Origin of the sequence: Flavobacterium pectinovorum (assembly GCF_022802975.1) — a bacterium.
GTDB classification, from domain to species: domain Bacteria; phylum Bacteroidota; class Bacteroidia; order Flavobacteriales; family Flavobacteriaceae; genus Flavobacterium; species Flavobacterium pectinovorum_B.
The window spans coordinates 57156-78147 of record NZ_JAFEVZ010000009.1; the positions used below are offsets into that span (position 1 = coordinate 57156).

At 34.1% G+C, this 20992-nt stretch carries 16 protein-coding genes; 8 read left to right on the forward strand and 8 right to left on the reverse strand.

Features of this window, described 5'->3' with window-relative positions:
• Nucleotides 1-87 precede the first annotated feature (87 nt).
• On the reverse strand, nucleotides 88-1062 hold the full coding sequence (locus FLV_RS13750) for a Gfo/Idh/MocA family protein (protein WP_243234600.1): 975 nt from the start codon (nucleotides 1060-1062) through the stop codon (nucleotides 88-90).
• A gap of 140 nt (nucleotides 1063-1202) precedes the next feature.
• On the opposite strand from FLV_RS13750, the gene FLV_RS13755 reads away from it, so the two are divergent.
• From FLV_RS13755 to FLV_RS13765, 3 genes are all read left to right on the forward strand, one after another.
• Nucleotides 1203-4199 (forward strand): amidohydrolase family protein, encoded by a 2997-nt coding sequence (locus tag FLV_RS13755; RefSeq protein WP_243234601.1) that lies wholly within the window; start codon nucleotides 1203-1205, stop codon nucleotides 4197-4199.
• 37 nt (nucleotides 4200-4236) lie between these two features.
• On the forward strand, nucleotides 4237-5544 hold the full coding sequence (locus FLV_RS13760) for an amidohydrolase family protein (RefSeq protein WP_243234606.1): 1308 nt from the start codon (nucleotides 4237-4239) through the stop codon (nucleotides 5542-5544).
• A gap of 339 nt (nucleotides 5545-5883) precedes the next feature.
• The gene (locus FLV_RS13765) at nucleotides 5884-7209 is read left to right on the forward strand and encodes an ammonium transporter (protein ID WP_243234608.1); all 1326 of its coding nucleotides are present in this window, start codon (nucleotides 5884-5886) and stop codon (nucleotides 7207-7209) included.
• 771 nt (nucleotides 7210-7980) lie between these two features.
• Here the strand turns inward: FLV_RS13765 and FLV_RS13770 are convergent.
• From FLV_RS13770 to rlmF, 7 genes are all read right to left on the reverse strand, one after another.
• Entirely contained in the window at nucleotides 7981-10080 is a 2100-nt protein-coding gene (locus tag FLV_RS13770) for a protein-disulfide reductase DsbD family protein (protein WP_243234609.1), read from the reverse strand.
• On the reverse strand, nucleotides 10080-11390 hold the full coding sequence (gene tilS, locus FLV_RS13775) for a tRNA lysidine(34) synthetase TilS (RefSeq protein WP_243234610.1): 1311 nt from the start codon (nucleotides 11388-11390) through the stop codon (nucleotides 10080-10082). Before tilS ends, FLV_RS13770 begins: the two co-directional genes overlap by 1 nt.
• Before the next feature lie 69 nt (nucleotides 11391-11459).
• Nucleotides 11460-13451 (reverse strand): excinuclease ABC subunit UvrB, encoded by a 1992-nt coding sequence (gene uvrB, locus FLV_RS13780; protein ID WP_243234616.1) that lies wholly within the window; start codon nucleotides 13449-13451, stop codon nucleotides 11460-11462.
• 50 nt (nucleotides 13452-13501) lie between these two features.
• The gene (locus FLV_RS13785) at nucleotides 13502-14440 is read right to left on the reverse strand and encodes an alpha/beta fold hydrolase (RefSeq protein ID WP_243234618.1); all 939 of its coding nucleotides are present in this window, start codon (nucleotides 14438-14440) and stop codon (nucleotides 13502-13504) included.
• Between the two features lie 419 nt (nucleotides 14441-14859).
• Nucleotides 14860-15450, reverse strand: a complete 591-nt coding sequence (locus tag FLV_RS13795; protein WP_243234619.1) for an SMI1/KNR4 family protein — start codon at nucleotides 15448-15450, stop codon at nucleotides 14860-14862.
• The gene (locus tag FLV_RS13800) at nucleotides 15426-15665 is read right to left on the reverse strand and encodes a hypothetical protein (RefSeq protein WP_243234620.1); all 240 of its coding nucleotides are present in this window, start codon (nucleotides 15663-15665) and stop codon (nucleotides 15426-15428) included. The genes FLV_RS13795 and FLV_RS13800 overlap by 25 nt, the downstream gene beginning before the upstream one ends.
• A 55-nt stretch (nucleotides 15666-15720) precedes the next feature.
• Nucleotides 15721-16671, reverse strand: coding sequence for a 23S rRNA (adenine(1618)-N(6))-methyltransferase RlmF (rlmF, locus tag FLV_RS13805; RefSeq protein ID WP_243234621.1), 951 nt, complete (start codon nucleotides 16669-16671; stop codon nucleotides 15721-15723).
• Between the two features lie 180 nt (nucleotides 16672-16851).
• On the opposite strand from rlmF, the gene FLV_RS13810 reads away from it, so the two are divergent.
• The 5 genes from FLV_RS13810 (at nucleotide 16852) to FLV_RS13830 (ending at nucleotide 20937) form a co-directional block, all read left to right on the forward strand.
• Nucleotides 16852-17721 carry an archaemetzincin gene (locus FLV_RS13810; protein ID WP_243234623.1) on the forward strand — a complete coding sequence of 290 codons (870 nt, stop codon included), beginning with the start codon at nucleotides 16852-16854 and terminating at the stop codon, nucleotides 17719-17721.
• Between the two features lie 183 nt (nucleotides 17722-17904).
• A complete protein-coding gene (locus FLV_RS13815) occupies nucleotides 17905-18252 on the forward strand; it encodes a cupin domain-containing protein (protein ID WP_243234625.1) in 348 nt (115 codons plus the stop codon).
• A gap of 145 nt (nucleotides 18253-18397) precedes the next feature.
• Nucleotides 18398-19534: an MFS transporter gene (locus FLV_RS13820; protein WP_243234627.1), complete on the forward strand. Its 1137-nt coding sequence runs from the start codon at nucleotides 18398-18400 to the stop codon at nucleotides 19532-19534.
• A 60-nt stretch (nucleotides 19535-19594) separates the two neighbouring features.
• Nucleotides 19595-20527 (forward strand): peptidylprolyl isomerase, encoded by a 933-nt coding sequence (locus FLV_RS13825; protein WP_243234629.1) that lies wholly within the window; start codon nucleotides 19595-19597, stop codon nucleotides 20525-20527.
• Between the two features lie 89 nt (nucleotides 20528-20616).
• Nucleotides 20617-20937: a cytochrome c gene (locus tag FLV_RS13830; protein ID WP_243234631.1), complete on the forward strand. Its 321-nt coding sequence runs from the start codon at nucleotides 20617-20619 to the stop codon at nucleotides 20935-20937.
• The last annotated feature ends 55 nt before the right edge of the window (nucleotides 20938-20992 follow it).

Here is a 20992-nt window from a genome sequence, read left to right on the forward strand (position 1 = left end):
TTGTAAATATTTTTTTATTATTGGCAAAATAAGAAAATATTTTAATAAATAAAGTATTACAATTAATAAAAAGTTTTGTTTTTAAATTTAATCAAATTCTAAACCAATTTGATTTTTTACTTTTTCGACGATATGACTTAAATCTAAACTATTTTGATGTGACCAAAGTTTGCTCTCGATTTGCTCATTTCTAATACAGGTATGACATTCAACAGCTTCATGTGTGTAACCTTTTCCAATATTAGGAATTCGAAATTTTTCTTCCTGTTCATTTTCAATAATAGAATAGGCTTCCGTCATAAACCAGGGAGAATCAATATCAATTCTTCCTTTTGTGCCGCTAATGGTAGCTTTCATGTCAGAAGCCGAAACTAAACCGGCGTGTAAAACTGACTGAGCCAATTTGTACTGCAAAATCATAGTGGTCTGCAGGTCGACTCCGGTTGTATGATAAGTTGATTTTGTTATGATTTCTTCCGGAATTCCGAGCATGATATATGATAGGAACAACGGATATACGCCTATGTCATAGAGAGCTCCGCCTCCTAATTTTTTGTCTGTCAGTCTAATCCCTAATTCACTGTTGTAATAAGCAAAATCTGCTTTAAGATATTTTATTTCGCCAATTTCTCCATTCTTCACTTTTGATAATACTTCCCGAATTGAAGGAATAAATCGGGTCCAAAAGGCTTCCATGAAAAATTTATTATACTTTTTTGAAGCCTCAATCATTTTTACAGCATCATTATAAGATAAAGATAAAGGCTTTTCACACAATACATGTTTTCCGCTTTTCATAGCTTTAACAGATAATTCAGTATGAGAATTGTGAGGTGTTGCTATATAAATAATATCAACCCGATCGTCTAAAAAAAGCGCATCGTAAGAATCATAAAATGTATTACAATTATGTTTTTTTGCAAATTCAGTTGCTTTATCAATGTCTCTTGAAGCAACTGCGATTAATTCTGCATCTTCTATTAATTTTAAATCATCGGCAAACTGATTGGCGATATTTCCCAAACCAATAATTCCCCACCTTATTTTATTTCTGTTTTTCATAGTAATTCTTTTTAGTTCAATGCTTTAAAGAGTTCTTGATATTTTTTTAAACTAAAGATAAGATTCTAAACAAATCGAAAAAATTAAACTTGTAGGATTGTATATATTTCATATTTTTATAACAAATTATATACTTACATATGAAAAAAATAATATTAGTAATCTTCTTAAGTGTTTTTTTAACAAAAACGCATGCTCAGGAATACTTTCCGGTTAATGAAAGTGTACACAACAAAAACAATAATTATACGGTTTTTACAAATGCTGTAATTTACATTACTCCAACTCAAAAAATAGATAAGGGAACTTTAATTGTTCAAAATGGAAAAGTTGTCAATGTTGGAAATAATATTGCAATCCCTAAAAATGCAGTTGTAATTAGCCTCGAAGGAAAAACAATTTATCCCTCATTTATTGATATTTACACTTCTTTTGGAATTGAAAAACCAAAAAGCAACTTAACTCCAGGCAGAGAAGACAATATTTATGATACCAAAAAAACAGGACGTTATTGGAATGAAAGTATATTAACTGAATTAAACGGATATGAGACATTTAAATATGACCAGCCAAAAGCCGAAGAACTTTTAAAAGCAGGTTTTGGAGTTGTAGGAACCCATATTCATGACGGAGTTGCACAGGGAACGGGACTTTTGGTCGCTTTGAATAATACAGACGGCAAAAATCAAATCATCTCTAACAAAATAACCAATCACTTTTCGTTTAACAGAAGTGCTTTAACAAATCAGGCTTATCCAAGTTCTTTAATGGGGGCTATGGCATTGCTTCGCCAAATGTATCTGGATCTGGATTGGTATAAAAAAGGAAATTCGGCTATTAAAGATTTATCATTAGAAGCTTTATCCGAAAATGAAAAACTAATCCAGATTTTTGCTTCAGAGGACAAGCTGAACAGCTTGAGAGCTTCTAAAATTGCAAAAGAATTTGGTTTAAATTATATTTTGAAAGGAAGTGGGAATGAGTTTGAAAGAATTGACGAAATTAAAAACACCAATTCAAAATTCATTATTCCGATTAATTTTCCTGAGGCTTATGATGTTTCAAATCCGTATTTATCCAATCAGATAGAACTGGCTGATATGCGTTTCTGGAATCAGGCACCTACTAATCCCAAAGTACTGTCAGATAACGGAATCGTTTTTGCCCTGACAACTGACAAATTGAAAAAAACGGAAGATTTTAGGACTAATCTTTTAAAATCAATCAAATACGGTTTTGATAAAACAAAAGCTCTGGAAGCACTGACCACAGTTCCTGCTGCGATTTTAGGAAAAAGCAACGAAATTGGAAGTTTGAAAACAGGAAGTTTTGCCAATTTTGTAATCACTTCCGGAGAAATTTTTGATGAGAAAACAATTTTATACGAAAATTGGGTTCAGGGAAATAAATATGTTATAAACGACATCAATGCAAAAGATATTCGCGGCAATTATAATCTGATAATTGGAAATGAAACTTTAAAATGGAAAATTGAGGGCACTGCAGATGCCCCAAAATCTGAAATAACTACTGCTGATGATAAAAAAGTAAAAAACACTTTTTCTGTTTCAAAAAACTGGATTTCACTTTTGATTAAATCAAATGATACTATAAAATCAAATTTTACCCGTTTAACAGGATTTGTAGAGAACACAGATAATTTATCCGGAAAAGGTGAATTATACAATGGAACTCAGGTGAACTGGACAGCTGTAAAAACTTCTCCATTTGTTGTTGTAAAAGATACTGTAAAACCAGAAAAGCCAAACCCAATCATACCAACCACTTTTCCGAATATTGCTTTTGGAAATTCAAAAAAGTTAACAGCACAGACTTTACTGTTTAAAAATGCAACGGTTTGGACCAATGAAAAAGACGGAATTTTAACCGAAACTGATGTTTTGATAAAAAACGGCAAAATCATCTCCATCGGTAAAAATATTTCAGATGCTTCAGCAACAATTATTGATGCTAAAGGAAAGCACCTTACCAGTGGAATTATTGATGAACATTCGCATATCGCCATTTCAAAAGGGGTAAATGAAAGCGGGCATAATTCAACCGCCGAAGTAACGATCGAGGATGTCGTAAATTCTGAAGACATTAATATTTACAGGGATTTAGCGGGAGGCGTGACTATTTCGCAATTATTACACGGTTCAGCTAATCCGATCGGCGGACGTTCGGCTATTGTAAAATGGAAATGGGGATTAACTCCGGATGAAATGCTGTATAAAAACCAGCCTAAATTTATCAAATTTGCTTTAGGCGAAAATGTAAAGCAGTCCAATTGGGGAATTGTAAATCCTACTCGTTATCCTCAAACCAGAATGGGAGTTGAACAGGTTTTTACAGACTATTTCCAACGTGCCAAAGAATATGATGAAAGCTGGAAAAAATTCAATGCCAATTCTAAAAAAGAGAAAGCACCAAGAGTAGATCTTGAATTACAAACACTGGCCGAAATCCTAAACAAAAAACGTTTTATTACCTGTCACTCTTATGTAGAATCAGAAATATTGATGCTGATGAGGGTAGCGGATAAATTTAATTTTAATGTCAATACTTTTACGCATATTCTTGAAGGATATAAGGTTGCTGACAAAATGAAAGAACATGGTGTTGGTGCTTCAACTTTTTCAGACTGGTGGGCATATAAATTTGAAGTAAATGATGCTATTCCTTTCAACGGGCCTATTATGCATAATGAAGGATTAGTCGTTGCTTATAACTCGGATGATGCCGAAATGTCCAGAAGGCTAAATCAGGAAGCTGCAAAAGCGGTAAAATACGGTGACATTTCAGAAGAGGAAGCCTGGAAATTTGTAACGCTAAACCCAGCCAAACTATTACATATTGATGATAAAGTTGGAAGTATTAAAATAGGTAAAGATGCAGATGTAGTGCTTTGGAGTGATAATCCGTTATCTGTTTATGCCAAAGCAGAAAAAACGATTATTGAAGGTGTTGTTTATTATGACATTGAAAAAGACCTTGAGAAGCAAGAAGCCATAACCAAAGAAAGAAATCAACTGATTGGACTAATGTTACAGGAAAAAAACAAAGGAATGAGTACTCAGGAACCAACAAAAAAGGAGAAAAAAGAATATCACTGTGACACTTTGGAGCAATACTAAAGCGTTAAAAAGATTTTCAAAATAAAAAGATACCATTATGATAATTAAAAACATATATATAGTTCTGCTGGTTTTGTGCATGACAATACAGATCAAAGCACAGCAGACTCCTGAGCCAAAACAAACCAAATCGATATTGATACTAAATGCTACGGCACATTTAGGAAACGGAAAAGTAATTGAAAAGAGTGCTATCGGATTTAAGGATGGTAAAATCACATTAGTAGCTGATGCTTCAACAATAAAACTTGCAGATAATGCTTATGATAGTACTATTGACGCTACAGGAAAACATGTTTATCCCGGTTTTATCGCTCCAAATTCTACTTTAGGTTTAGTAGAGATTGATGCTGTAAAATCATCTGATGATCAGGAAGAAATTGGAAATTTTAATCCGAATGTAAGAAGTATTATCGCTTATAACTCTGCATCAAAAGTTACGGAGACTGTTCGTCCAAACGGAATTTTGATAGCTCAGATAGTTCCTCGTGGCGGGAGAATTTCGGGAACATCTTCAATCGTTCAGCTGGATGCCTGGACCTGGGAAGATGCTGTGATAAAAGAAAATGACGGAATACATTTAAATTTTCCGTCAGGTTTCAGAAGAACCGGCAACTGGTTTGAACCCGGAATAATTGAGCCTAACAAAGATTATGCGACACAGGTTAACGAAATAAATACCTTTCTAATTAATTCTAAAGCTTATTTAGGAGATGCTTCAAAAGAGAAAAATCTGATTTTTGAATCTACAAAAGGTCTTTTTGACGGCTCACAAATTTTATTCATCCATGCAGATGAAGAAAAACAAATTACGGATGCCATTCAGTTAGCACAGAGCAATGGAATAAAAAGAATCGTTATTGTAGGAGGTTTTGAAGCTTATAAAACGGCTGATTTATTGCAAAAAAACAATATTGGAGTGCTTTTAAGACGTGTGCATGATATGCCAACAAGTGACGATCAGGATGTTAGAACTCCTTTTAAAATGGCTAAAATCCTAACAGATAAAGGAATTATTGTGGGTCTTGAAAATAGCGGTGACAATGAGCGTATGAACACTCGTAATTTACCATTTTTAGCAGGAACTAGTGCTGCCTATGGACTTGATAAAGAAAAAGCATTACAATTAATAACCCTTAATACAGCTCAATTATTAGGTATTGATGCCTTCTGCGGCTCTTTAGAAACAGGAAAAGATGCTACGTTATTTATTTCTGAAGGAGATGCCTTAGATATGAGAACTAATAAACTTACGAGTGCCTTCATTCAGGGAAGGGCTATCAGTCTCGAAACACATCAGACTAAATTGAATAAAAAATACAAGGAAAAATACGGTCAGAAATAAGCCAAATATTTCACTAAAAGAAAGGCATCATTTGAATTATCATTTGATGCCTTTTTTATTTATTATTGAATGTTTTTCAGAAAAACGAAAAAATAATGTTGCAATAAGTCTTAAAACTAAAATTATTTTCATGTTTTTTCTTATAAAACGAAATTAAAATACATTTTTGGAATAATCGGGATTAACAAATTACAAATTTTAAGTCATTTTTAACGAATAGGTGTAAAACTAAGGGGGTGTAAAATGAAAAATTAACAAAAATTAAACATTGGGTACTATTTTTATTGGGGGTATCAAATGATTTTATACTTTTATCAAAATTTTTAAAACTAAATAACTATGCGAAAAATTATTTTAAGTGTGATTCTTATCACAATTTTGTTACTATCCATTTTTTCTATTTCATTTGTTACTGAATCCAAAACATTAGGAGCCCATGTTGTCGAATTAAAAATGGATACAGGGGATACGGCTTGGATGGTTGTTGCAACTGCTTTTGTATTATTAATGACACCGGGTTTAGGTTTCTTCTACGGAGGTATGGTTGGTAAGAAAAACGTAATTAGTACTATGCTTCAAAGTTTTATGGCAATGGTAATTGTTACTATTCTATGGGTAGTTATTGCTTTTGGATTGTGTTTTGGTCCATCAATAGGCGGATTTATAGGAGATCCTACTTCAAATATATTTTTCCAGGGAGTTAGCCCGAATACTGCTTGGGAGCTAGCACCAACAATTCCTTTTATTCTTTTTGCATTGTTTCAGGCAAAATTTGCAATCATTACACCGGCGTTAATAACAGGAGCTTTTGCTGAACGTGTACGTTTCTGGGCTTACTTATTATTCATGGTTTTATTCATATTATTAATTTACGCTCCATTATGTCACATGACTTGGCATCCTGATGGATTATTCTTCGGATGGGGAGTTTTAGATTTTGCTGGTGGAACAGTAGTACACATGAGTGCTGGATGGGCTGCATTAGCTGGAGCTATCTTCTTAGGTAAACGTAAAGTTCAAAAAGTAAACCCTGCAAGAATTACTTATGTATTATTAGGTACAGGTTTATTATGGTTTGGTTGGTTTGGTTTCAATGCGGGTTCTGCAGTTGGAGCAGGAAGTTTGGCAGCGCAAGCTTTAGGAACTACAACAGTTGCGGCGGCTTCTGCAGCAATGGCATGGGTTTTCCTTGATAAAATTTTAGGTCATAAATTATCTGCAATGGGAGCATGTATTGGTGCTGTTGTAGGTTTGGTAGCCATCACACCGGCAGCAGGTTTTGTATCTATTCCTCACGCATTGGCAATTGGTATCATCGCAGCAGTAATCAGTAATCTTGTAGTAAGTAAATTCCCTAAAGGAAAAATTGACGATGCTCTTGATGTTTTTGCTTGTCACGGTGTTGGTGGAATGGTAGGAATGCTGTTAACCGGAGTTTTCGCATCAAACACTGTAAATTCAGTTGTAGGTGATAACCAAGGTTTAATTTTTGGAGATGCTACTTTATTCTTAACACAATTAAAAGCATTAGTATTGGTTTCTGTATTTGCTTTTGTAGCTTCTTATGCATTATTCTTCATCGTTAATAAAATTACTCCATTAAGAGTTACTGAAGAAAAAGAAGAATTAGGATTAGATATTTCTCAACACGGAGAATTCTTATAAGAAGTTAATTCAACTTTGCCTTAATAGAAAATCCCTCTAAGCCAAAACTTAGAGGGATTTTTGTTTGAATTAATTTCAACCTTAAAAAATACGGATACATTTTACGATCTAAAACCACAAAATAAATTATTACTTTCCAAAATAGTTAACCTGTAAATATCTTCAATGATTCTTAAATCAGCTATTAATATAAAATCCATCATTTTTAGATCAATTTTGCATGGCAGATCAGATAGAAAACAACTCGATTATTATTTTTTGGAGTAGAAAGATTAGGCTTTTCAGTAAGTATCGTCCCGCTTTCCGTTACAATTTTATGTCCCGAACTCCGGGCTATAATGATTTTTACTTCACACGAGCGAAGCGAACTGGCGTAGCAATCGGGGCTAAATGGGAACATTTTGCTTTTTTAGCATCCGTTGTAAAAATAATAAATAAACTATAGTCAGCGGTTTCAACCGTTGAAGGTAATAATCGAATTCAGGTTGACAACATAACTGATTCATGTAAAAAACAAATAAATCAGAAAGTACAAATTCAAGTAAAAACATTCTATACTAAAACATCAATATTACATTCTATTTTAAAAAATAATATAGCATTTAATATCTTCTAAATGTACAGGAAGAATTTTCGAAGTAAAAATGTAGTTGGCAACCAAACAGTGTCGATTTTTTTTCTATTTTAAAAAATAAGCCACAGATTAAAAGCTTTCATAAATTTCAATAATAAGAAATCCATTTGTACCTTTTAATCTGTGGCAAAAATGATTTATTTAAAATTCGAAATCCCCTCTTTCAGCCATAGCAAATATTCTTCTGTTGGAACATAGCTGATTGTTGGTTTTGAACTGTTTAGATTGTTTCCTTCTAAATCTGTTATAACGTATAAAGGCTGTGTATTGGTTTTATATTTTGAAATCATAAAATCGGTCCATTTATCGCCAAAAGTTTCAATTTCATCACCTGCAGCTGTTTTGAATTTTTCGTTTTCAGGCAATTCTCTTTTATCATCAACATAAAGCGAAATAACCACAACTTCATTTTTTAAGATTGACAATACACTTTTGTCAGACCAGACATTATTCTCCATTTTTCTGCAATTCACACAAGCATATCCTGTAAAATCCAGCATGATAGGTTTGTTGATTGATTTTGCATAGGCCAGACCGTCTTCATAATCATGAAAAACTACAATTCCGTGTGGGCCAGATTCGGCACCTTTTGGCAGGCCATTTTCAGATGCGGCAGTATTGCTGTTTCCTGAGCCTCCTACTCCAAACGGACTTTCACTATATTGCGGAGGTGGCGGAAAAGCACTGATTAATTTTAATGGCGCTCCCCAAAGTCCCGGAATCAAATAAAATGTAAATACAAGTGTAATCAATCCTAAATACAATCGTCCTACTGAAATATGTTGTAGCGGACTATCGTGGGGTAATGTAATTTTTCCGAACAAATAAAGTGACAGAGCTGCAAAAATAGCGATCCAAATGGCGATAAAAACTTCTCTTTCCAGGAAATGCAATTGTAAAACCATATCCGCATTTGATAAAAATTTAAAAGCCAAAGCCAATTCTAAAAATCCTAAAACCACTTTTACCGTATTTAACCATCCTCCTGATTTTGGCAATGAGTTTAACCACCCGGGAAACATGGCAAATAACATAAATGGAAGTGCTAATGCAGATGAAAATCCTAACATTCCAACAACCGGAGCAATTCCTCCATTTGAAGCGGCCTCAACTAATAAGGTTCCAACAATTGGTCCTGTACATGAAAAAGATACAATTGCCAAAGCCAAAGCCATAAATAATATTCCGATAATTCCGCCCTTATCTGCTTGTTGGTCTGCTTTGTTTGCCCATGAATTTGGCAGCATAATTTCAAATGCCCCTAAAAATGACGTCGCAAAAATAATCAGTATCACAAAGAAAATCAGATTAAACCAAACATCTGTTGATAGCGCATTTAATGCATCCGCACCAAATATTTTGGTCACTATTAATCCTAAAATCACATAAATAGCAATAATGGAGAAGCCGTAAATAACAGCATTTCGAATTCCTTTAGCCCTGCTTTTACTTTGTTTAGTAAAAAAGCTTACGGTCATTGGAATCATTGGAAACACGCAAGGTGTCAACAATGCCGCAAAACCAGATAAAAAAGCAATAAAAAAGATGGACCATAAACTTCTTGGAGAATCTGAGACCGGTGCATCTGATTTAGATACAGGTTTTTCAATGTTTGATTTTGCAACTTCAACCTTTTTTGTTGTATCCGCAGCTTTTTCTACTGTATCAATAGCGAGACCTTCTTGTTTGGTTTCATCTAATTTTGACTCCGTTACTACCGGAATAGCTTCTGTTTTAAATGTTGCCGGAATAGCGATTGAGAATTTTTTATTTGAATTGATACAAACTTCTTTACAAGTCTGAAAATCAAACTCAACTTCAACCGTTTTTAAATTCGGATTAATGATTTTTATTTCCTGCTCAATATGCGCTTTGCCTTCAAAGAAAGTTTCGTTTACCTCAAAAATATCGTTATAAGCCGTTTTCGTTTTTCCTTCTTTGGCTTTTCCAACCAAATCATAATTTCCTTTTTGATTTTTAAAAGAAATTTCCAACGCCAAAGGACCTCCTTCGGGAGTAAATTGCGAATACATGTGCCAGTCTTTTTCAATTACAGCATCAAAAATTAGAAGGGCATTGTTTCCTGATTTTTTCTCAATTTTAGCCGTCCATTTAACGGGCTCTAAAACCTGAGCGTTACTTTTTGCAAAAGCAAAAAAGAAAAACAGTAAAAATAAAATGGATTTACTCCAGAAACTTCTTGGCGTTATAGCCTGACGGGATTGATTAAAGTTCATTATTGCAGTTCTATTTTAAGTATATTATTTGTGGTGTTTTCTATTTTAAATCGCTCGTCCTGTCTGATTCCAACGACCCATACAATTTGATCGTCTGAACATAATAACCAGCTGTTTTCTTTTTCAATCAGAGATAACTTCTCATCCTTAAAAAGTTTGCTGATTTTTTTCGACTTTCCATTCATTCCAAAAGGATGAAAAGAATCGCCTTCTTTCCATTTTCGCAAAATCAACGGGAAACGTATTTTTTCAGCATCCACAAATATAACTTTATTTGAATCTATAGTTATGTGACTAACGTTACACAGACGCAACTTTAAGGGAAAATTAACTTCCTGATCGTTTTTATTGATTTCAAATTCCTTTGTTTCAGTCGTTTCTGTAATCGGACTCAAAATCAACGTCTCTCTGTTTTTTAACAATCGAAATTCTGCCGAAAACACCTGTTTTCCTGATTGTCCGTCTACTAAATCATAAATATCATTCCATGCCAGAAAACCAAATTCATTCAGCCACTGATACAAATACGATTTATAATTGGGTAATTTTTTAAGCTGTTTTAAATCAAAATGTATTTCCTCTCCTTGTTCTTTCGCTACCTGTTGGTAAATCATAATCGAAGCATCTTCGGCCATTTCATTGGACTCCTGCAAATAGGATTGCGTTTTTTGGAAGGCTTTCAGAAAATTAGGATTGATTTCTTTTAAAACTGGAATCAAATCATGTCGGATTTTATTACGAAGGTATTTATTCGAAGCATTACTGCTGTCTTCACGCCATTCAATAGTATTGGCCTTGGCATATTCAAGGATTTCTTTTCTTGAAAAAGGCAAAAGCGGACGGATAATTTTATCATTTTGTTCCGGAATACCAACAAGCCCGTCCAATCCTGTACCACGGCTGAGGTTGATGATAAAAGTTTCCAGATTATCGTCTGCGTGATGAGCTGTCAGGATGTAATCGAATTTATGAGTTTCTAATAATTCATAAAACCAACTGTATCGAAGTTCCCGTGCTGCTATCTGGGTAGAAAGTTTGTAATCTTTTGCAAAAGCTTCGGTATCAAACTGCGTTGTGAAAAATGAAATATTATTTTCTTCACAGTAGTACCGAATAAAATCCTGATCACCAAAACTTTCTAATCCACGAAGCTGAAAATTACAATGCAAAACCGCAATTTCATATTCTAATTGCTGAAACAAATGCAGTAAAACCATACTGTCTAATCCGCTACTAACAGCAAGAAACAGTTTTTTGTTTTCCAAAAATGGAAATTTTGCCGAAATATGATTTTTAAAATTTGAAAGCATCTGAAAAATTAAAAAATGAATATTTTAAGAACTGCAAAATTACGTCTTTTGAAAGAAACGGGAAGTAATCTAAGAAAGTTGTTCCTGTAATTTTTTAATATCATCACGCAATTTGGCAGCCTGCAAAAAGTCAAGTTCTTTCGCAGCTTTTTCCATCGATTTTCGTTTTTCGCGAATCATTTTCTCTAATTCAGGTTTTGATAAATAGGCTGTTTCTGGTTCTGCAGCAGCCGATAAAGTATGTCCTAATTCGTATTCTACCAATGGATTTTTAGTAAAAGCGCTTTCAATTTTTTTGTTTAAGGCCTGTGGTGTTAAGCCGTTTGCTGTATTGAAATTAATTTGTTTGGTTCTTCGGTAATTGGTTTCATCAATGGTTTTTTGCATACTGGCTGTAATTTTATCAGCATACAAAATCGCCTTTCCATTTATATTTCTGGCTGCACGACCAATCGTCTGGGTTAAAGATCTGTGATTTCTAAGAAAACCTTCTTTATCGGCATCTAAAATAGCAACTAGCGAAACTTCCGGTAAGTCCAGACCTTCACGAAGCAAATTGACTCCAATCAATACATCAAAAATTCCTTTTCGTAAATCCTGCATAATTTCGATACGTTCCAAAGTGTCTACTTCTGAGTGAATATAACGGCAGCGAACATTTACTTTAGTCAAATATTTGGCTAATTCTTCTGCCATTCTTTTGGTTAAAGTTGTTACGAGAACTCTTTCATCCAATTCGCAGCGTACCTGAATTTCTTCAATTAAATCATCAATCTGATTCAGACTTGGACGCACTTCGATAGTTGGATCCAATAATCCGGTTGGACGAATAATCTGTTCTACATAGATACCATCTGATTTTTGCAATTCGTAATCGGCCGGAGTCGCAGAAACATAGACTACCTGATTTTGCATGGCTTCGAATTCTTCAAATTTCAATGGGCGGTTGTCCATTGCTGCGGGCAAACGGAAACCATATTCTACCAGATTTTCTTTTCGGCTTCGGTCGCCTCCGTACATGGCGTGAACCTGCGAAACTGTTACATGGCTTTCGTCAATTACCATTAAATAATCACTTGGAAAATAATCCAATAGACAGAAAGGTCTTGTTCCGGCTTCTCTTCCGTCAAGGTAGCGGGAATAATTCTCAATTCCGGAGCAATACCCTAATTCCCGAATCATTTCCAGATCAAAATTGGTTCTTTCTTCCAGACGTTTGGCTTCCAAATGTTTGCCTATTTCTTTAAAATAATCGACCTGTTTTACCAAATCCTGCTGAATCTCCCAAATAGCACCCTGCAGTACATCCGGAGAAGTCACAAACATATTGGCCGGATAAATCGTCAGTCTTTTGAATTTTTCTATTACCTGTGATGTCTTTACATCAAACGATTCAATTTCTTCAATTTCATCTCCAAAAAAGTGAATTCGATACGCATCATCGGCATAACTCGGGTACACTTCTACAATATCGCCTTTAATTCGGAAAGTTCCCGGGTTAAAATCGGCTTCCGTTCTGGCGTATAAACTTTGTACTAAACTGTGTAATAATTTAGTTCTCGAAATAACCTGATCTCTCGTAATTTCAATTACATTCTTTTGAAATTCCACAGGGTTTCCAATACCATATAAACATGAAACCGAAGCAACTACTAAAATATCCCTGCGTCCTGAAAGTAATGAAGAAGTGGTGCTTAAACGCATTTTCTCCAGTTCTTCATTGATAGATAAATCCTTTTCGATAAAAACTCCTGTTACCGGCATAAATGCTTCCGGCTGATAATAATCGTAATAAGAAACGAAATATTCTACAGCATTATTCGGAAAAAACTGTTTGAATTCTGAATATAACTGTGCTGCCAAAGTTTTGTTATGTGCCAAAACCAAGGTAGGTTTCTGCACTTCCTGAATCACATTGGCCATTGTAAATGTTTTACCTGACCCTGTTACACCTAATAAAGTTTGATATTTTTCGCCATCAACAATACCTTGTGAAAGTTTTTGGATTGCCTGAGGCTGATCTCCTTTTGGACTATATTCTGAGGATACCTGAAAATTCATTTTTGACTGATGAAATTAGTTTTGTAAAGATACAAAATGTTAAGTTCTGCTTATTCTAAAAAATCAACCATTGCATCATTAACTATTTTCGTCTGATCAATGCTTAAAAAATGCCCTGCGTCTTTTATGATTTTTGTTTTGCTGTTTGGCAGAAACTCTTTTACTTTTTCTAAACTCTCTTCTGAGTTGATTACATCTTTGTCACCTATAAGTACTAAAACCGGATTTTTTATGGATTTTAATTCCTCGTTAGAAAAAGGCATCATTTTCAACATACTCGAATTCGATTTGGCATATTTGTTAGCCAGATAGAATTGTCTTTTGTAAACAGGACTAATTTTTTCAGGATGGGTTGAGAAGGTTTTCAGCGTTTTTCCGAATCTCTTTTCGCTTGGAAAAAGTTTCAGCATCAAAGCTGAAGACGTTTTTCCTACTTTATCAATAAATTTAAACGTCTGTGCAGGGCTTAACAGCACTATTTTATCAATTGAATTTTCTTTCTGAACTGCCAGCAATGTTGTAATCCAGCCTCCACGGGAAGCTCCTATAATGTTAAACTTTTTTAATTTGTAATGGGCAAAAATCTCATTGTACCATGCCACAATATCTTCTTTGGAAAGAGATTTGGCTGTCAAACTAGATTTTCCGGGTTCTATCAGGAAATCGATGGCATATATTCGATGATTTTTTGCTAAAACCTTAATGTTAGGATACCACATTGTTGAACTGGCATCCATTCCGTGCAGCAATACCAAATCTTTTCCGTTTTTAGTGCCTGCAACTATAACATGTGCTGTTCCGAAACTGGTTTTAATATTTTCTTCAGCATACGGGATATCCCAAAGTTTTAAGGCTTTATCGTATGAATTCAGATAACTTTGTTTCTCTTTTTTGGTTTGAAAAACATAGTCCTCAAATTTTGCTTTTTTAGAAGAAGCGCATCCAAAAAGCAAAAATAAGAGCATCAGATTAAGAACTTTTCTTGCCATAATCGTTTATTATTTTACTTTAAAGTTACAACAATCCCTTCCGAAAGGAGTTCCAGAATTTTAGTTCAAAATATCATAATTTTAAGCTCATATTTTTTTTGTTGTAAGATGATAAATTTGCACAAAAGCTAAAATAGCATTCGGAATAATTACCGGCAAAAGCCATTGATTAACATCCCTGAAATCTTTTAAAAAGATGCCTTAAACCACGAAACAGATACAGCCAAAAAGATTAATAAACCGTATATTTCTGAGATCTTTGAGCAAAAAAACTCCTACTATAAAAACTGATGCGAGATAACCGATATGTTCTGCCATAGCTTTTTGATATTAAATAGTTTACACTAAATACAACAAAAGCAGATTGTAAAATCAAGGATTCAAGCTGAAAATCAATATCTTAGAAAAACATAAAACAATTACCTTTGTTCCTTTATTCCCAGTTCCTCCTGCCAATCATAAAGTCCTTCAATTTCAAATACATTTCCTCTTAAAAATCGTTGAAGGAATTCGATCAATGAGGATGTCATAGCTTTATCTGAAAAACTTCCATTAAATATTTCATATTGCCCGGTTGAAATCTGTCTAAGTCCCCATGTATCACAATAAATCATATACTCTGAAAAATAAAACCAATTTTGTCCGAAATCTTTTTTATATAATCTAATTTCTGAAAGAGGCACCATTCTGAATATGTCCTCGTTACATTCGAAACCATTGCAAGTCAAATAAAATTCTTTAAAATCTGCTGGTAATGAAAAACCAATTTGTTTCTCGAAATCAATGATTTCTGAAAGTTTAGCCGGAGGATTTATATCAATACCGTCTTCCTGATGTTTATGCTTTATCAACTCGACTAAACTTTTCATCATATTCCCACTCTCCGTCTGGTCATTGTCATTGACAGCTTCGATTGGAATATTTTTTCTTTTAGATTCTTTAAATAAATGAGAATATATTTTTTCAAGCCTATTCTGAGAAGCTTTTAACCAAGTAGTTTTCTTTGCCATTGTTCAATTTTATCCTTAACCTCATCATGAGAATAAAAATTACCATTATGAATGTCATCTTCAGCAACTTTTAAGTCGTTGTTATAGTCTTCCGAATACTCTTTCGGCGAAGTTTTTCGGCTGTCTAATATGGTTTTTAATGCTGATATAAATGCATTATCATCAATTTTCTCAATTTCAGAAATCAGGATATTTTTAAGCTGAAGCGTATTCATGATGTTATAATTTACCCGAAGTTAAAAACAAAATTAATATCAGGGCTGAATAAAATTATAATTTCCATGTATTTTGTTCAGATGGATTCAAAAAAGTCCATGCCACAATCCGGCTGTTTTTTTGACCCTGAGCCATCTCGATTGTTTTGACTTCGGCTGCATTTACTTTTTTTAAGGTTTTGTAAATAGATGAAAGATTTTCTTTTTTAGAAACCAAAGTGGTAAACCACAAACATTGCGAGGCATACTTTACGCTCTCGTAAATCATTTGGGTTATAAAACCTATTTCGCCGCCATTGCACCACAATTCGGCATTCTGTCCTCCAAAGTTTAAAACAGGATTGGTGTTTTTCTTTTCTTTTGGATTTAGGTTAGAGACTTTTCTGGAAGTACTTTTATTAGCCTCTGCTGCAGATGCGTGAAAAGGCGGATTACACATGGTAAATGTAAAACGATCTTCGGGTGTGATGATATTTTTGAAGATAAAACGGGATTCGGTTTGCTGTTGTAGACTGATCGCTTCGATTAATTTCGGGTTTTCTTCAATAATTTTAGCACAGTTTTCGATTGCTTTTTTATCAATATCTGTTGCTACAAAGCTCCAGTCGTAAATTGCATTTCCTAAAATTGGGTAGATACAATTGGCACCGGTCCCTATATCCAATCCCAAAACTGAGGAGCCTTTCGGAATGTTTCCGTTGTTGGTTTCTGCTAGTAAATCAGCCAGATAGTGGATGTAATCTGCTCTTCCGGGAATGGGAGGACAAAGGTAATTTTTAGGGATATTCCAATTTTGGATATCGTAATACGTTTGCAGTAAAGCTTTATTGAGTGTTTTTACAGCAACCGGGTTACTGAAATCAATCGTTTCGATTCCGTATTTGTTTATGGAAACAAAAGCTTTTAACTCAGGACAATTTGAAACAAGAAGTTCAAAATCATAACGGGAACGGTGAAGATTTCGTGGGTGTAAATTGTTTTTTTTAGAATTGTCAGCTGCTTTCATTTTGCGAATTTGAGTGCAAAGATAGGCATTCCTTTTTTAGAAAAGTTTCAATGTAATCCTTTAGGAATTTTGTAAAAGGCTGACTTTTAAATACTGATTTTTATTATAAGAAAAGTTGTTGTAAAATTATTACAATTTTAAGCTGTGATTATTTATTTTTGGCGTCATAAGCTTACTAATATGAAAAAAACAATCCTTCTGGCAATCCTGCTTTTTTGTACTACATGTGTTAAACATGCCGATAGTGTATACTTCGACCAAATCGAAAAAAATGATATTGAATTAGCAAAACCGGTTGAAGGGGATTGGTTATATTCTCATAAAGAGAAAGGACAGAGTTTTGAGCAGTTTATAAATTCAAAACATATTGTTCCAACCAGTGAATCCAATATTATTTATATCAGGCCTATTGGGGATTTTAATTCTTTGCAAAACAAGCAAATAGAACTGCTTAGGGAATATCTGGAAATTTATTTTCAGTTAAAAACTAAAATTTTGGAAATGGTTTCTAATGATATAATTCCAGAATCTGCACAAAGAATTGGGTACGAAAATAACCAGCAGTTTTTAGCAGGATATATTTTAGACAATGTTTTGAAAAAAGACAAGCCTTTAAACAGAATTGCCCTGATGGGATTGACGGAAGTTGATTTGTATCCTAAACCGGAATGGAATTTTGTTTTTGGCCTGGCCTCTTATCACGATAAGGTAGGGGTGAGTTCTATTTATAGATTACAGGACGGAATACTGACTTCTGATAATTTTAATTTGTGTTTATCAAGGCTTCTTAAAATAAGTTCCCATGAAATTGGACATATGTTTGGTTTGCATCATTGTATTGCTGCAGAATGTGTAATGAATGGAACCAACAGCATGAGTGAAACAGACAAGAGTTCTGTAAGATTGTGTTCTGTTTGCCAGAGAAAATTAAATTCGGGTATAAAATACAATAACGAAAAAAGGCTCACAGAACTGAAAATATATTTTCAAAAAAATCATTTAACTGAAGAACTTCAATTGATTAATAAGGATATTGCCCTCTTTCAATAAATATTTTTGAAGGAATGTTTAAAGATATATTTTTACAAGAGAAATTCTTATCATAGCTGCAAGCAGATTAAAAATGCCGAAATTTATTTATGTAAAAAACAAGCTGTGATTTTATTTCAACACAAATGATTTAAATTAACTCATCAGAATGCTTTATTTTTGTATAATAAATGAAATAATAATATGGAAAGTTCTGTTACAAGTAAAGAGTTTCTTTTTGGAGAAGAAATTCAATGGGAAGTGGTTGGAGAAGGTGTAAAACGTAAAATTTTGGCTTTTGACAATCGCGTTATGCTGGTTAATGTGTATTTTGAAACAGGGGCTGTTGGTGCTTTACACGAACATTATCATACGCAGGTTACTTATGTAGCAAAAGGTAAATTTGATGTTACGATAAACGGGATTACAAAAACACTAAAAGAAGGCGATAGTTTTTACATTCCGCCACATGCAATTCATGGAGTTTTATGTTTAGAAGAAGGAATGCTGACAGATGTTTTTAGTCCGATGCGCGAAGATTTTATGAAATAATAAAATTTTATAAACCGATATGATTTCTAAAATACCAGTCTGATTTGACTTAAACATTGAAAAATTTATACTTTTTTTAAAGTTTTGGTAAAAATTAGATTGGTATTTTTGCAAAATGAATTTATCCAAAACGAATGTCTTGTTCATGGCAGTCTGCACTGGACTTATAGTTGCAAATCTGTATTACTGCCAGCCTTTAATTGTTTTAATTGCCAACGAATTTAAAATTCCTGAAGCCAATGCCGGAACAATAACCTACTTAACACAGGCGGGTTATGCCATAGGATTATTTTTTATGGTTCCTTTAGGCGATAAAATCGAACGCAAAAAACAAATCTTAATGACCACTTTTGCTTCTGTAATTGCCTTGATAATTGCGGCTACGGCAAAAAGTTTCCTTATATTACAAATTGCTTCTTTGCTTATCGGAATCACTTCAATCGTGCCACAGCTAATTTTGCCTTTGGCAGCATCCTTAAGCAGTCAGGAACAAAGAGGAAAAGTTATCGGAACTATAATGAGCGGATTATTAGTTGGTATTTTACTATCAAGAACTTTAAGCGGATTTATCGGTCAGGTTTTTGGGTGGAGATCGATGTTTTATATCGCTGCCGGAATTTGTCTTTTGATTTTTTTTGTAATTCAGAATAAATTCCCAGTCAATAAACCTCAGTTTCAGGGTTCTTACGGGCAATTAATCCAATCACTTTTTACACTTATAAAAACACAGCCTGTCTTACGCGAAGCGACTCTAATTAATGTATTTAGTTTTGCTCAGTTTGGAGCTTTCTGGACCACTATGGTTTTATTGCTTTCGGGAGAGCCTTTTTATTTCAATAGTGCTACAATTGGCTTATTCGGAATTGTAGGCGCTTCAGGAGCTTTGGCAGCGCCTTTAGTTGGAAAAATGGGAGACAAAGGAGGTTCAAGGGTAGCAGTTGGTTATGGTTGTTTATTAATACTAATCAGCTTTTTGGTTTTTTATTTTTCAATAGAAAGTGTTATCGGAATTGCGATTGGAATTGTATTTATTGACATCGGTATCCAGGGCGTTCATATTTCAAATCAAACCCGTGTGTATTCGTTACTTCCGGAAGCCAGAAACAGATTAAATACGGTTTTTATGTCGTTTAGCTTTTTAGGAACAGCAGCCGGATCAGCTTACGGATTGTTATTATGGAAATTAGGAGGCTGGCACGCCGTAACTATCGGATGTGTGGGCTTGTCAATATTAGCCTTAACAGTTTACGGACTTACTTATAAATCAAAATCTAAAAAATAGAAACCACAAATTGATATAAAATTAATTTGTAAATTTGCGTTCAATTAAAAAATAACAACAATGGAAAACGGAATATACGCTAAATTCAATACCGGTAAAGGTTCGATTTTAGTAAAATTAACACACGATTTGACACCGGGAACTGTAGGGAATTTTGTAGCTCTTGCAGAAGGAAATATGGAGAACAAAGTAAAACCTCAGGGAAATAAATTTTATGACGGATTAACTTTTCACAGAGTAATTCCTGATTTTATGATTCAGGGAGGTTGTCCTAAAGGAACCGGAACAGGAGATCCCGGATATAAATTTGATGATGAATTTCACCCAAGTTTAAAGCACGATCGTCCCGGAGTTTTGGCAATGGCAAATTCAGGACCAGGAAGCAACGGTTCTCAGTTTTATATCACACACGTTCCAACTTCATGGTTAGATAACAAACACACTGTTTTTGGTCATGTTATCGAAGGTCAGGATGTTGTTGATGCTGTTGCTCAGGGTGATGCTCTTGAAACTTTAGAGATTATCAGAGTTGGAGAAGAAGCTCAAAAATGGAATGCTATTGAAGCTTTCATCGGTTTAAAAGGTGCACGTTTAAAAAGAGAAGCAGCTTTAAAAGCTGAATCTGAAGCAAAAATGGAACAATTAGCTGCCGGTTTTGATAAAACCGAAAGCGGTTTACGTTACAAAATGATCCAAAAAGGTGAAGGAAAAAGAGCTGAGGCAGGAAAAACAGTTTCGGTACATTACGAAGGATCTTTAGAAAACGGAAAAGTTTTTGATTCATCTTACCCAAGAAAAAAACCAATCGAATTTAAATTAGGAATTGGTCAGGTTATTGAAGGCTGGGACGAAGGTATTGCTTTATTGCAGGTAGGAGACAAAGCTCGTTTTGTAATTCCATCTGATTTAGGTTACGGACCAGCAGGTGCAGGAGGGGTTATTCCTCCTCATGCAACTTTGATTTTTGATGTTGAATTAATGGATGTAAAATAATTTAGATACAATTTAGTATTGTTTTAAATAATAATCCCATTCGGTTGCCGAATGGGATTTTTTTATATTTACTTCAAAAATAAAGAAACATGAAACTAAGAATCTTAACCGTGACCGCAGCAATTTTACTTTTAATTTCGTGTGGTACTAAAAAAACAGCTTCGACTGCTCCGCAAGCCTCAGCTGCTCCTACAGTAACTGAAACTGTAAAAGCAACAGAATTGACACCTGAATTGGCTGAAGGTAAAAGTTTATATGAAAACAGCTGTGCCAGATGTCATAAACTTTATGAACCGAAAAAATTTACTCAGGAAGAGTGGAAGCCAATTTTGGTTAGTATGCAGAAAAAAGCAAAGTTAGACGATATTAAAATGGCTTCTATAACAAATTATATCCATTCACAATTGTAAGAAGTTGTTGAGGTAATTGTAAACAAAACTATTCAATAATTTATTTATTGGATAG

Coding starts and splice junctions, on each gene's coding strand:
- FLV_RS13785 (WP_243234618.1), bottom strand. CDS start 14,440: ATGGCAAGAAAAGTTCTTAATCTGATGCTCTTATTTTTGCTTTTTGGA.
- FLV_RS13765 (WP_243234608.1), top strand. CDS start 5,884: ATGCGAAAAATTATTTTAAGTGTGATTCTTATCACAATTTTGTTACTA.
- uvrB (WP_243234616.1), bottom strand. CDS start 13,451: ATGAATTTTCAGGTATCCTCAGAATATAGTCCAAAAGGAGATCAGCCT.
- tilS (WP_243234610.1), bottom strand. CDS start 11,390: ATGCTTTCAAATTTTAAAAATCATATTTCGGCAAAATTTCCATTTTTG.
- FLV_RS13830 (WP_243234631.1), top strand. CDS start 20,617: ATGAAACTAAGAATCTTAACCGTGACCGCAGCAATTTTACTTTTAATT.
- FLV_RS13750 (WP_243234600.1), bottom strand. CDS start 1,062: ATGAAAAACAGAAATAAAATAAGGTGGGGAATTATTGGTTTGGGAAAT.
- FLV_RS13770 (WP_243234609.1), bottom strand. CDS start 10,080: ATGAACTTTAATCAATCCCGTCAGGCTATAACGCCAAGAAGTTTCTGG.
- FLV_RS13825 (WP_243234629.1), top strand. CDS start 19,595: ATGGAAAACGGAATATACGCTAAATTCAATACCGGTAAAGGTTCGATT.
- FLV_RS13760 (WP_243234606.1), top strand. CDS start 4,237: ATGATAATTAAAAACATATATATAGTTCTGCTGGTTTTGTGCATGACA.
- FLV_RS13795 (WP_243234619.1), bottom strand. CDS start 15,450: ATGGCAAAGAAAACTACTTGGTTAAAAGCTTCTCAGAATAGGCTTGAA.
- FLV_RS13810 (WP_243234623.1), top strand. CDS start 16,852: ATGAAAAAAACAATCCTTCTGGCAATCCTGCTTTTTTGTACTACATGT.
- FLV_RS13755 (WP_243234601.1), top strand. CDS start 1,203: ATGAAAAAAATAATATTAGTAATCTTCTTAAGTGTTTTTTTAACAAAA.
- FLV_RS13820 (WP_243234627.1), top strand. CDS start 18,398: ATGGCAGTCTGCACTGGACTTATAGTTGCAAATCTGTATTACTGCCAG.
- FLV_RS13800 (WP_243234620.1), bottom strand. CDS start 15,665: ATGAATACGCTTCAGCTTAAAAATATCCTGATTTCTGAAATTGAGAAA.
- FLV_RS13815 (WP_243234625.1), top strand. CDS start 17,905: ATGGAAAGTTCTGTTACAAGTAAAGAGTTTCTTTTTGGAGAAGAAATT.
- rlmF (WP_243234621.1), bottom strand. CDS start 16,671: ATGAAAGCAGCTGACAATTCTAAAAAAAACAATTTACACCCACGAAAT.